Origin of the sequence: Idiomarina sp., assembly GCF_048265525.1 — a bacterium.
In the GTDB taxonomy this organism is placed as follows: Bacteria; Pseudomonadota; Gammaproteobacteria; order Enterobacterales; family Alteromonadaceae; genus Idiomarina.
On record NZ_JBLXBI010000001.1, the window covers coordinates 409,351 to 421,295 of the forward strand.

At 47.5% G+C, this 11,945-nt stretch carries 15 protein-coding genes; 14 read left to right on the plus strand and 1 reads right to left on the minus strand.

All coding sequences use genetic code 11. From position 1 onward, the window contains the following. Positions 1-3: 3 nt before the first annotated feature. From lepB to mazG, 9 genes are read left to right on the plus strand one after another with little or no spacing between them, the layout of a single operon-like run. Entirely contained in the window at positions 4-924 is a 921-nt protein-coding gene (lepB, locus tag ACN0TF_RS01970) for a signal peptidase I (protein WP_417440545.1), read from the plus strand. Next, positions 921-1,610 carry a ribonuclease III gene (rnc, locus tag ACN0TF_RS01975; protein WP_417440546.1) on the plus strand — a complete coding sequence of 230 codons (690 nt, stop codon included), beginning with the start codon at positions 921-923 and terminating at the stop codon, positions 1,608-1,610. The genes lepB and rnc overlap by 4 nt, the downstream gene beginning before the upstream one ends. After that, complete coding sequence (gene era, locus ACN0TF_RS01980) at positions 1,607-2,524, plus strand: GTPase Era (RefSeq protein ID WP_011234060.1); 918 nt, start codon at positions 1,607-1,609, stop codon at positions 2,522-2,524. The genes rnc and era overlap by 4 nt, the downstream gene beginning before the upstream one ends. Before the next feature lie 3 nt (positions 2,525-2,527). Next, positions 2,528-3,232: a DNA repair protein RecO gene (recO, locus tag ACN0TF_RS01985; RefSeq protein ID WP_114981460.1), complete on the plus strand. Its 705-nt coding sequence runs from the start codon at positions 2,528-2,530 to the stop codon at positions 3,230-3,232. A 38-nt stretch (positions 3,233-3,270) separates the two neighbouring features. Continuing rightward, a complete protein-coding gene (gene pdxJ, locus ACN0TF_RS01990) occupies positions 3,271-3,999 on the plus strand; it encodes a pyridoxine 5'-phosphate synthase (protein WP_011234058.1) in 729 nt (242 codons plus the stop codon). Then, positions 3,999-4,379, plus strand: a complete 381-nt coding sequence (gene acpS / locus ACN0TF_RS01995) for a holo-ACP synthase (protein WP_114981458.1) — start codon at positions 3,999-4,001, stop codon at positions 4,377-4,379. The genes pdxJ and acpS overlap by 1 nt, the downstream gene beginning before the upstream one ends. Before the next feature lie 27 nt (positions 4,380-4,406). Continuing rightward, positions 4,407-5,759: a 23S rRNA (uracil(1939)-C(5))-methyltransferase RlmD gene (gene rlmD / locus ACN0TF_RS02000; protein ID WP_417440547.1), complete on the plus strand. Its 1,353-nt coding sequence runs from the start codon at positions 4,407-4,409 to the stop codon at positions 5,757-5,759. A gap of 3 nt (positions 5,760-5,762) precedes the next feature. Further along, positions 5,763-7,952, plus strand: a complete 2,190-nt coding sequence (gene relA, locus ACN0TF_RS02005; protein ID WP_417440548.1) for a GTP diphosphokinase — start codon at positions 5,763-5,765, stop codon at positions 7,950-7,952. A 22-nt stretch (positions 7,953-7,974) separates the two neighbouring features. Further along, complete coding sequence (gene mazG, locus ACN0TF_RS02010; protein WP_417440549.1) at positions 7,975-8,748, plus strand: nucleoside triphosphate pyrophosphohydrolase; 774 nt, start codon at positions 7,975-7,977, stop codon at positions 8,746-8,748. Between the two features lie 49 nt (positions 8,749-8,797). Here mazG and ACN0TF_RS02015 read toward each other — a convergent pair whose 3' ends face one another. Next, positions 8,798-9,289 carry a DUF2938 domain-containing protein gene (locus ACN0TF_RS02015; protein ID WP_417440550.1) on the minus strand — a complete coding sequence of 164 codons (492 nt, stop codon included), beginning with the start codon at positions 9,287-9,289 and terminating at the stop codon, positions 8,798-8,800. A 79-nt stretch (positions 9,290-9,368) separates the two neighbouring features. Between ACN0TF_RS02015 and ACN0TF_RS02020 the strand changes: the two genes are divergently transcribed. From ACN0TF_RS02020 to ACN0TF_RS02040, 5 genes are all read left to right on the plus strand, one after another. Beyond that, positions 9,369-9,764 (plus strand): helix-turn-helix domain-containing protein, encoded by a 396-nt coding sequence (locus ACN0TF_RS02020; RefSeq protein ID WP_417440551.1) that lies wholly within the window; start codon positions 9,369-9,371, stop codon positions 9,762-9,764. A gap of 30 nt (positions 9,765-9,794) precedes the next feature. Further along, positions 9,795-10,196: a GFA family protein gene (locus tag ACN0TF_RS02025; protein WP_417440552.1), complete on the plus strand. Its 402-nt coding sequence runs from the start codon at positions 9,795-9,797 to the stop codon at positions 10,194-10,196. 228 nt (positions 10,197-10,424) lie between these two features. Continuing rightward, complete coding sequence (locus ACN0TF_RS02030) at positions 10,425-11,027, plus strand: hypothetical protein (protein ID WP_417440553.1); 603 nt, start codon at positions 10,425-10,427, stop codon at positions 11,025-11,027. A gap of 17 nt (positions 11,028-11,044) precedes the next feature. Beyond that, a complete protein-coding gene (locus tag ACN0TF_RS02035) occupies positions 11,045-11,479 on the plus strand; it encodes a GNAT family N-acetyltransferase (RefSeq protein ID WP_417440554.1) in 435 nt (144 codons plus the stop codon). A gap of 142 nt (positions 11,480-11,621) precedes the next feature. Next, complete coding sequence (locus ACN0TF_RS02040) at positions 11,622-11,942, plus strand: hypothetical protein (RefSeq protein WP_417440555.1); 321 nt, start codon at positions 11,622-11,624, stop codon at positions 11,940-11,942. The last annotated feature ends 3 nt before the right edge of the window (positions 11,943-11,945 follow it).

Consider the following 11,945-nt stretch of genomic DNA (forward strand, 5'->3'; position numbering starts at 1 on the left):
GAAATGGCCAATTATTTTTCAATTATTTTAACCGTTATTACGGTTCTGTCCGGGTTGTTATGGCTTTACGATGCGCGAGTACTGAAGCCAAAGCGTAAAGCGGTTATTGCGGAGGTTGAGACAAAAACAACCAAGGCTTTAACCGAACAGCAAATTGACACTCTGGCGCCTCAGCCTAAACTTATGGAGCTGAGCGAGTCTATTTTTCCGGTTATTGCCTTAGTACTGGTGGTACGTACTTTGTTATACGAACCGTTCCAGATACCCTCAGGCTCAATGATGCCAACGTTGCTAAAGGGCGACTTTATTTTGGTAGAAAAGTTTTCCTACGGCATTAAAGACCCAGTTTTTCAGGAAACACTGGTCGATACATCAATGCCGGAACGCGGTGATATTGCAGTGTTTAAATATCCGGAAGATCCGAATATTGATTTTATAAAGCGTATTGTTGGCTTACCCGGCGACCGTATTATCTACCGTAACAAAGCCCTGTACATTCAACCGGCCTGTGCGGTAGGTCAGAAAGACTGTGAAGAAATGAAGGTGGTATCCACCTCATTAAAAGAAGATGGTGAATACTTCTCTGGTTCATCGCCATTGCGTACCTATGAAGAAAAGTTAGGCGATGTAAACCACGAAATTCTTATCGACCCACGTGTTGCGCCAAGGACTATGTCGTATTTTAATCAGCCGGGCACACAGAAAGACGAATGGGTGGTGCCGGAAGGCCAGTATTTTGCTATGGGTGATAACCGCGATAATTCTCGTGACAGCCGCTACTGGGGCTTTGTTGACGAAGAACTGCTGGTTGGCAGAGCGGTATTCATCTGGATGAGTTTTGAAATGGATCGCAGTAGCGATAGTTGGTTGCCGTCGTGGGTTCCTACGGGAGTTCGATTTGAAAGGCTAGGGAGTATTGAGTGAGTTTGCCCAAACCACCTTTAACGGAACTGGAAAAAATTGTTGGTTATAGCTTTGAACAGCAGGATTTCTTGCGTCAGGCAATGACCCACCGTAGTGCTTCATCAACGCACAATGAACGCTTGGAGTTTCTGGGCGATTCTATTTTAGGTCTGGTAATAGCTGAAGCTTTGTATCAAAAATTTCCCAAAGTCGCAGAAGGCGATTTAAGCCGCATGCGCGCCGCGATAGTTTGTGGTCGTTCTTTGGCGAAGCTGGGTAAGAAAATGGGGCTAGGCGATTTTTTGTCGCTAGGCCAGGGCGAGTTAAAAAGCGGCGGTTATCGCCGTGAGTCCATTCTTGCCGATGCAGTAGAAGCCATTATTGGTGCCATTTATCTGGACAGTGACATGGATACCATTCGGCAGGTCATTCTTAACTGGTTTGAACCCCAGTTAACCTTGATTGAGCCCGGCACTAGCCAGAAAGACCCAAAAACACGCCTGCAGGAGTTACTGCAGTCCCGTCAGAAGCCTTTACCTGAGTACGACGTGGTCGCTACGCAGGGGCAGGCGCATAATCAACAATTTACCGTAAACTGTTCTGTAGAAGGTATCAAAAGTCCTTTTAAAGGCACAGGTACCAGCCGCCGTAAAGCCGAACAGGCTGCAGCAACGGCCGCATTAGAACATTTGCAGGAGAGCGCATGACGCTGGATATAGAACTGGACGAGAATAAACACAGCGGCTTTGTCGCCATTGTTGGTCGTCCGAATGTGGGGAAATCCACACTGATTAATCGGTTGCTGGGGCAGAAGATCAGCATTACCTCGAATAAGCCTCAGACTACCCGCCACCGTATTTTAGGTGTGGACACTGACGATGGCTGTCAGGCCATTTATGTCGATACGCCGGGTATGCATAAACAAGAGCCTCGTGCCATAAACCGCGTGATGAACCAGACTGCTTCCTCTGCGTTAAAAGACGTAGACTTAGTGCTGTTCGTGGTTGAAAACTTAAAGTGGTTAGAAGACGACAAAATGGTGCTGGAGAAAATTCAGCGCAGTAAAGTGCCGGTAGTGTTATTGGTTAATAAAGTTGACCAATTGAAAGACAAAGAGCGCTTATTACCGCACTTGCAGTGGCTGAATGAACAGCATAAGTTTGATGCTATTCTGCCCATATCGGCAACACACGGCGACAATGTTGACGAGCTAAGAAAAATTGTTCGTTCGCATTTGCAGCCAGGCTACCACTATTATCCGGAAGACTACGTAACGGACCGTTCTGTGCGCTTTATGGCGGCAGAAATTGTGCGTGAAAAGCTTATGCGTTTTACCGGTGACGAACTGCCATATGAAACGACAGTAGAAATTGAGCAGTTTGGGCAGTCTGAAAAAGGCACCACTCATATTCATGCCTTAATACTGGTTGAACGCGAAGCGCAGAAGCGGATGATTATAGGGCAGGGTGGTAGCAAATTGAAAACCATAGGCACTGAAGCCCGGCGCGATTTAGAAAAACTGCTGGACAACAAAGTCATGATGAAACTTTGGGTGAAGGTAAAATCTGGTTGGTCGGACGACGAACGAGCGTTGAAAAGTCTGGGCTACCGGGAAGATTAACCGGTGGCGCAGCGGGCACTGGTGTTGCATCGTTGGGACTATCAGGAAACCAGTCTCATTCTGGATCTGTTCACTGAAGATAAGGGACGGGTTCGGGTGGTGGCAAAAGGCGCTAAGCGCCCGAAAAGCCCCTGGCGCGGTTTAGCACAACCTTTTATGCCACTGTTGGCCGAGTTTCAGGGGCGCAGCGACTTAAAAACCTTAACCTTGCTGGAGCCGCAGCAGACAACCCAAAAGCTGCTGTTGCAGGGCGATAAACTCTACAGTGGCTTTTACCTCAATGAGTTAATTCAACGGCTGGTGCCGGCAGAAGCTGAAGCCCCCGAGCTTTTTGAAAGCTATTTGTCAGCCTTACAAAACATGACCAACAGCGAGCGTGTAGAGCCTGCTTTGCGTCAGTTTGAATGGCAGTTATTGCAGCATTTAGGAGCGGCATTTGACTGGCATTATGACGCCGACACCGGTAATGTGCTGTCCGACTCGAAGTGGTGCTATTTTATTCCAGATCATGGCTTTGTGACCCAAGCCAGAGACAATCAACAACGAGCGTATTCGGTGGTGGATATTCAAAAACTGGCCGCGTGGGATGTTGACGACGAAAACCGCTTAAGACTGCTAAAATATATTATGCGTGACGCCTTAGCGGTTTACTTAGGTGATAAACCGCTGCGCAGTCGTGAATTGTTCCGAGGCACTAAGCGTCAGTGAATTACGAAGAACTAGCCGAAAGCGAAAGGAGCTGAATAATGAAAGGTTTACGCCTGGGCGTTAACATTGACCATGTGGCCACGTTGCGTAACGCGCGTGGAGTTCGTTATCCCGACCCGGTAGCTGCGGCAGCTATTGCCGAACAAGCTGGTGCCGACGGCATTACCATTCATTTGCGTGAAGACCGCCGCCACATTACTGACCGCGACGTTGCCATGCTGAAGCAGACACTGAACGTTCCCATGAATCTGGAAATGGCTGTTACCGAGGAAATGCTCGATATAGCGATAAAGACGCAGCCTACTTACAGTTGTCTGGTACCTGAAAAACGCCAGGAACTGACTACGGAAGGTGGCCTGAATGTTGCCGGTCAGTTAGAAACCATCACCGATGCCACTCGTCGCTTAAGTGATGCCGGTATTCAGGTGTCGTTGTTTATTGACGCCGACCATGAGCAAATAGACGCCGCTAAAAAAGCCGGTGCACCCATTGTGGAGTTACACACAGGGCAATACGCTGAGGCCGAAACTGAAGAGCAGCGTACTGTTGAACTGGCACGCTTAATGGAAGCGTCAGAATACGCGCATTCTATTGGTTTGCAGGTGAATGTAGGTCACGGTCTGCACTATCACAACACATTAGAAGTGGCGGAAATTCCACAAGTTTGTGAACTGAATATTGGTCATTCGATTATTGCCCGTGCGGTATTGGTTGGCTTGGATCAGGCTGTGCGCGATATGCGCAATATTTTAGATAAGGCACGCTAATGGCAATTTGGGGCTTAGGTACTGACATTGTTGAAGTAACCCGTATAGAGCAGTCGTTAGCGCGTGGCAACAGTTTAGTGAAACGCGTGTTAACACCAAAAGAACAGGAAGAAATGACAGCCTCGGTTGACGAAGCTGCTTTTCTGGCCAAACGTTTTGCTGCCAAAGAAGCCTGCTCCAAAGCTTTTGGTCGTGGTATTTCTGCCGGATTGTCTTTTCAGCATATGCAGGTAGTGCATAACGAATACGGTAAACCGGAGTGGCATTTCACCGAAACCGCCGAACAATGGATAAAAGAGCAGGGCATTACTGGCAGTCATTTATCCATTAGTGACGAAAAGCACTACGCGGTAGCAACGGTTATTTTAGAAACAGATTAGAAATAAATTAGGTAAAGCAAAACCAACATGGCGCAATTTTTTAAGCCGCAGAAGCGCAATAAGTCTGTAAGTAAAACCCTAAAAGGTCAGGTGTCAGCACTTGACCATCAGGCGCGTGCGGTTGTTCGTGCAGTTATAAAAGGCCAGCCCACTCGTTTTATTATGGGCGCCTTGCCGGGCGAGGTTATAGAATACAAAACTGCCGGCAAGCACAGTGGTCATTTAGAGCGCATTCTGGAGCCCAGTAGCGACCGTCGGGAAGCTCCTTGTCAGTATTATGCTAGCTGTGGAGGTTGCGACTTTCAGCACATAGACGAGAAAAAACAGCTGGCTCATAAGCGGCAAGTGGTGGAAGAGCTGTTTCAGAAGTTCGGCGTATTTAATCCCCAAACCAGTATTCTGCCGTGGCAGGAACCACTTGTCAGCGAACCGACGCGTTACCGTCGCAGAGTGAGGCTGGCAACGCGCTGGCTGGGCAAAGAGCAAAAGCTGCTGATTGGCTTCAGAGAAGCACAAAGCCACCATATTGTCGCCATACAGGACTGCCTGGTAGCCGATGAAATTCTGCTGCAACGTGTAAATGCCTTATATCCTTTGTTAAATACAGCGGCTGTAGCCAGCAAACTCGGCCATATTGAGGCTATTAATACCAATACCCCCATTATTTTGCTGCGTATAACGGAAGCGCTGCCAGTCGATGCTATGCAGGCGTTGCAGGAGTGGCAAACGGCCAATGAAACCGATATTTGGTTGCAGAGCGAGAACGATCTGCAGCCTTTAGCCGGAGCCGCAATGCCTTTTGATACGAGCATTGACGGTGACAAACTGTATTTTCAGCCGGGTGACTTCCTACAAGTTAACGACGGTATTAACCAGCGCATGGTGCAACAGGCTATGGACTGGCTGAGGCCAGAAAAAACACAGCGCGTGTATGACTTTTTCGCCGGTATTGGCAACTTCAGTCTGCCTTTGGCGCGCCGGGCAAAGTCTGTACTGGCGGTAGAAGGTGTTTACCGCATGGCCGAGCAGACGCGCATTAACGCCGAAAACAACGGTATGGATAACCTGAGTTCACTTAGCGCCGACTTAAACGAAATTACCGCTTCAGACTTAGGCGAACCCGCCGATTTGTGGTGTTTAGATCCTGCAAGACCGGGGGCTGAAGGTGCGGTGAAGTTGCTGCATAAACTGAAGCCCGAACACAGACCACAACGCATTTTGTATGTTTCCTGCGCACCGGATACTTTGGCGCGGGATATTGCCGGCATGCTAACCGAAAGCAAAGGTTGCAATTACCGCATAATTGGCCTGAGTACAGTTGACATGTTTGTGCAAACCCATCACATTGAAACTATGGTTTGTCTGGAGAGAGCGTCGTAAATCATGGTCCATGTACGCAGTACCCACGTGGATGACCCCAAATACAAAGACAGTGAACAGCATTGGCTGAACGCTGTGAGTGATCCTGAGCCGTTAGAAAGTACTTTTCAGCAACTGAAGCAGCAGTTTCCTGAGGAAGCTGAAGCCTTGCTGAAAGGCCAGGAAATGGTCGAAATACTGGCACCGCTAAAGCTGGATGCAGAATCCTTGCTGGCGGCGCTGTATGTTCCTTTGCTGGAAGCCGGCAAGCTCGATTTAGACAAACTCGCCGGTAAACAATCGAAAACCCTGATTGTGCTGCTACGTAACGTGCAGCAAATGCAAAGCATTGGTGACTTACAACACTTCCAACACGGTCAGCCCGACGGCAGCCAGATAGATAATGTGCGACGCATGTTACTGTCTATGGTGGAAGATGTGCGCGCGGTGCTGATAAAACTGGCCGAACGCATTTGCTACCTGCGCGAAGTGAAGAAAGCCGACGAAGAAACCCGTGTACTGGCCGCTAAAGAGTGCGCGGAAATATACGCGCCGCTGGCTAACCGGTTAGGCATAGGGCAGCTGAAGTGGGAACTGGAGGACATTTCTTTCCGTTACCTGCATCCTAAAACCTACAAAACCATTGCTCAGCGTTTAGATGAACGCCGTACCGACCGGGAACTTTACATAGATAACTTTGTGTCGGGTCTGCAGGAGTCACTGAAGCAGCAAGGTATTGATGCCGATGTCTATGGTCGCCCAAAACATATTTATTCTATTTGGCGCAAAATGCAGAAAAAGCATCTGCAGTTTGATCAGCTGTTCGACATTCGTGCCGTACGGATTCTGACGCATAACCTGAAAGACTGTTACGCCGCACTGGGCGTGGTGCATTCCAGTTGGCGCCATATTGCATCCGAGTTTGACGATTATGTGGCAACGCCTAAACCGAACGGCTACCAGTCCATTCACACCGTGGTTATAGGGCCTGAACACAAGAACGTTGAAATTCAGATACGCTCGCACGACATGCACGACGACGCCGAGTTGGGCGTGGCCGCGCATTGGATGTACAAAGAGGGCGCAGCCGCCGGTAAACGTCACGGTTTTGAAGACAAAATAGCCTGGCTGCGTAAGCTACTGGCCTGGCACGAAGACATGGCCGGCAGTGAAACTCTGGTAGATGAAATTCGCTCGCAGGTGTTTGAAGACCGTGTGTACGTGTTTACCCCGAAGGGCGAGGTGGTCGATTTGCCAATGGGCTCAACCCCGCTCGATTTTGCTTACTACATTCACAGTCAGGTAGGGCACAAGTGCATTGGTGCTAAAATCGACAGCCGTATTGTGCCTTTTACTTACCAGTTGCAAAACGGTGACCGGGTTGAAATTCTGACTCAGAAAAACGCCCAGCCAAGGCGCGACTGGTTGAACCCGCAACTGGGTTACCTACATTCGTCACGGGCACGAGCCAAGGTTCATACCTACTTCAAAAAAGAAGACAGAGAAAAGAACCTGCAGGCCGGTAAAGAGTTATTGGAAAACGAACTGCAGAAGTATCAACTTCATGTGCAGGACGCTAATAAAGCGGTCGAGCGCTTTAACGTGCCGACGCTGGACGATTTGTTAGCCGCTATTGGTGCCGGCGACGTACGCTTGCACCAGGTGGTGAACTTCCTGAAACCGCAGGAAACCGAAGCCGACAAAGTCGAGCGCTTAACTAAACGTCGTAAAGCCAAGCAGTCACCAAAAACGCCGAAGTCTGACGTTACGGTAGAGGGTATTGGTAACCTGATGATGCACTTTGCTAACTGCTGCGAGCCGTTGCCGGGTGAGCCTATTACCGGGTTTATTACTCAGGGGCGGGGCGTGTCCGTGCACCACAGCGACTGCGATCAATTGAAGCATTTATTGCATCAGCACCCCGAGCGCGGTATTGAAGTGTCCTGGTCGGGGCATTCCAAACAGGAATACCGGGCAAGCCTGCGTGTGTCGGCTTTAGACCGTAACGGTTTGTTGCATGACATTACCAGCGTATTGTCGAATGAGAAGGCGGCGGTGGCGCAAATGGACAGCGAAAGCGATGCGCAGTCACAGTCGGCGACTGTGGTGTTAACTCTGACTGTAAAAGACAGCGACGCGCTTAGTCGCATTACAGATAGATTGCGCCAGGTTCATGGTGTTGAGCAAGTTCAGCGCATTACTTTAAAGCTTTAGTTGAAACAATAGAGGTACCTCAGTGAAAGGCATGCAACAACTGCAACAGGTTATGACTCAGCTACGCAACCCAGAAAGCGGCTGCCCCTGGGATTTAAAGCAGAACATGACTTCGTTAATTCCTTACACCATAGAGGAAACCTACGAAGTTGTGGATGCCATTCAGTCGGGTAACTGGCAGTCGATAAAAGATGAGCTGGGCGATTTACTGTTTCAGGTAGTGTTCTATGCTCATTTAGCGCGCGAAGAGCAGCAATTTGAGCTGGATGACATCGCTGCACACACCGCTGAAAAATTGATAAGTCGCCACCCGCATGTATTCGGCACCGATGCGGAGCGCAACCTGTCTGACGCTGAAATTAAAGCCCAGTGGGAACAGATAAAACAGCAGGAGCGTACAAAGAAAGACGCCAAAGGCTCTGTGTTTGACGACATACCCAGCCAATTGCCCAGTATTTTAAAAGCCGCCAAACTGCAAAAGCGCGCTGCATCAGTAGGTTTTGACTGGACCGAAGCCGAACCGGTTTACGCCAAAGTTGATGAAGAAATTCAGGAAGTAAAAGAAGCCACCGACCAGGACCACATTGAAGAAGAAATTGGCGACCTGCTGTTTGCTGTAGTTAACCTCGCCCGCCACAAACAAGTCAATCCCGAAGCCGCGCTGCAACGCGCCAACGAAAAGTTCAAAAGCCGCTTTCAGCACATAGAGCAAAGCTTAAGCCAGCAAGGCAAACACCCAACCGACTGCAACCTCGACGAACTCGAATCCCTCTGGCTGCAAGCTAAGAAGGCGTAAGGGCAAGCTTTCGAACGGAAATCCTGCTGAACGGTCGGTCTGGGTATTTCTACATTGAGTAAAAAAGTTTAACTGCCCAGCCGGATACATATAAGCCGAGACCAAAAACTGTATGTGTTATTAAGCTCTGTAGTCGGGCAGAGGCAGGATTGTGGGCTTTGGATGCAGCAAAGCCTGCCCCCATACCTGGCTGCATAACTAGAAAAGGGGCTAAAACGGTAGCTATACCGACTAGTAGTGCAGGGGTAATTGTTGGATTATGAACCCATGATTCTCCCCAAATAGTAATGAGTAATGCAGCGAAAATCGTGCCTATCAGATAGTGGGCTGTCCATCCTATAATATGCTCCCCGGTTACCTGGCGGGACTCCGCAATGGAGTTATGTCTGAATTGACCGTGAGTGATGTGGGCAATCCAGCGCCCAACCATTCCATAGTTTGGAAGAGGAATACCAAACAGCGATTTACGCGCGATACTCCATAAATCCATAACTGCAGTTGCTCCAAATCCGATGAATACTATAATTAGCAAATTGTTCATAATTATCCTTTTTGTGCGTCTTGATTTTGAACCAATGACAGCGTACAACTTAAAGTTAACTTGAGGTCAAGAGGAATTTATGGATATTGCTAAGGTCGCCAAACTTTCTGGAGTGCCAGCTTCTACTTTGCGATTCTATGAGGAGAAAGGGCTGATCAACTCTGTCGGACGGCAAGGGTTGCGTAGGGTTTTTAACGCGAACATACTAGATCAATTGGCATTGATCGCTCTTGGGCGGGCGGCAGGTTTTTCACTTGATGAAATTGCACGCATGATCGGCTCGAAGGGAAAACCCAATATAGACAGAGAATTATTAGCGAATAAGGCCGATGAACTGGATAGGACGATCAAAAAACTAATAGGGATGCGCGACGGTCTTCAGCATGCTGCCGCTTGTTCTGCGCCAAGCCATATGGAGTGTCCGAAATTTCGTCGTCTACTGGGACTAGCGGCAGAAGGGGCATGGTCTAAATAACCGTTTTAGTGGCGAAAATTAAGGATATTTATGTACCAAGGTAGCTGTCTTTGCGGAGCTGTTAAATTAGAAATTCAGGGCGAAATAGACTCAATTATTCATTGCCATTGTTCCAGGTGCAGAAAGAGTAGCGGCACGGCATACGCAACGAATGGGTTTATAGCCACAAGTGACTTAGTTATCAAAGCGGGAAAAGACTTCATTACTTATTACCAGAGCGCACCTGGTAAAAGACGACATTTTTGTAAAAGGTGTGCTTCTCCAATTTTCAACAGTAATGAGAATTCGCCGGAAAGACTGCGCCTTAGGCTGGGTATTTTGGACTCAGACATAGCTGAAAAGCCAATATCTCACAATTTTGTCTCATCAAGAACTAGCTGGGACGATTTAGATGCCCATTTACCACGTTATGACGGTAATGAGCCAAGCTGAAACGTACCTGACCTTCCAAGTTATGTGCGCTTTATAACTTATCAATGTGCCAAAATAACAACCCACTTCCCGGCTCTTACTTCTCTTATCAGTGTTCGCTTAAAATGAATTTCCTAAACCAAAATTGAAACTTTACTGCATAACCATAGTCAGTTATTTGCAGGAGTTACATTTTTTCAACAATATGAGGTGTAATTCAACATTTGGTTTTTATAATTAGGACTCATTGTGAATAAAATAAAAATAATTTTACTAGCCAGCATTCTAACTCTGGCAACGGCATGCAGTAACATTCCACTTAGCACCATGATAAAACTGATGGATCTAAATCCTTTAGAGACTGATCCAAAACAGTTGGTTGTTGCGGTAAAGGCCCCGGAAGGCGTTGATGTGCGCGATGGCGACGTGGTTATTGATTTTGATTTTCGAACTGATGATCCTGAATACAGTTTTAGTCATAATTTTCCGGTAATAATTAATGATGACTACCTCGTTCCTGATAACTTAAAAGAAGATATTGAGGACAACGAGAAAATAACGATCATGCAGTTATCAAAACAAGACGCACAGACAATGTATGAAGGGCAGAAAGCTGTAAAAGAGTATCGCAGTAAGAATGAGGCCGGAGGAGCTGGCAGTATGAACGTGAGATTAGTCTCTGCCTGCCGTGACGATAACTTCTCATGGAGTAATTCAGAGTTGGATGTTTATTTAAAGACTCAAGACGATGAAGATTTTTTCTTATTCCTTGAGGACATGGATATCACTAAATTAGACGGCGACATACAGCGCAATATTAATGCTATTCCTAATTGTGGGGAGGCCGGGTAGACGGTTAAAAGCACACAATGAAAAAACTAAACTACACAATAGTCAGCGAACCACCCACAGCGGACGAATACATCGAGTTAAGATACAAAGTCGCTTGGGACAGCGTTGAGCAGAGTGTGGCGCAAAATAGCTTAGATAATTCATTGTTCAATGTTTCAATCCGGCACGCGGAAAACCTTATAGGCATGGCACGAGTTGTTGGTGATGGCTTCATCTACTTTTATATTCAGGACGTTTTAGTCAGTCCTGAATACCAAGGCTATGGTATTGGCCGTGCGCTTATGGAAAGAGTCGAAAACTATTTAAGTAAAGCATGCCCCGAAGGTTCAACGGTCGGTCTACTCGCAGCTAAAGGAAAAGAGGCTTTTTATCAGAACTACGGGTTTATTGCGCGAGACGGCGAAAACCTCGGGAAAGGTATGTGTCGCTTTGTTCGAAAGCAGTCTATTTAACGAAAAACGATACCGCCATCAATTAACAGAGCTTGCTGTCTCTTTAAGCTGATAAATAATGTAAAGGTATCTGTATTCCCTCACCAAAACAGGTACTCTTGATTATCGGCGATGTTAATTATTGTAGTTGAAGGAACGACTAATGGTTCAGAAAATATGGATGATTCTGGCTTTCTTGGCTGCTGTAGGCGGGCTCTTTTTTCTCGGCGTTGCTGGCAAATACACACTAGGGTATTACGCTAACCCCGCTGCTGAGTATCGCCATGAATATATGCAGGTTGTGGTTTTAGCATTGATTGCGGCATTGCCTTGTTGGTTGGCTGCATCAGGCTTCCTTTGGCTAGCCAGAGAGATAGTACCCAAAATGGTACTGTTTTCAGTTTATTCTGTGGCGCTGTTTTTGTGCGCTCTTTATCTCCTTTCTAACTTGTACGCCTTTGTCATGTGGTTACTTAATAAGTAAAGT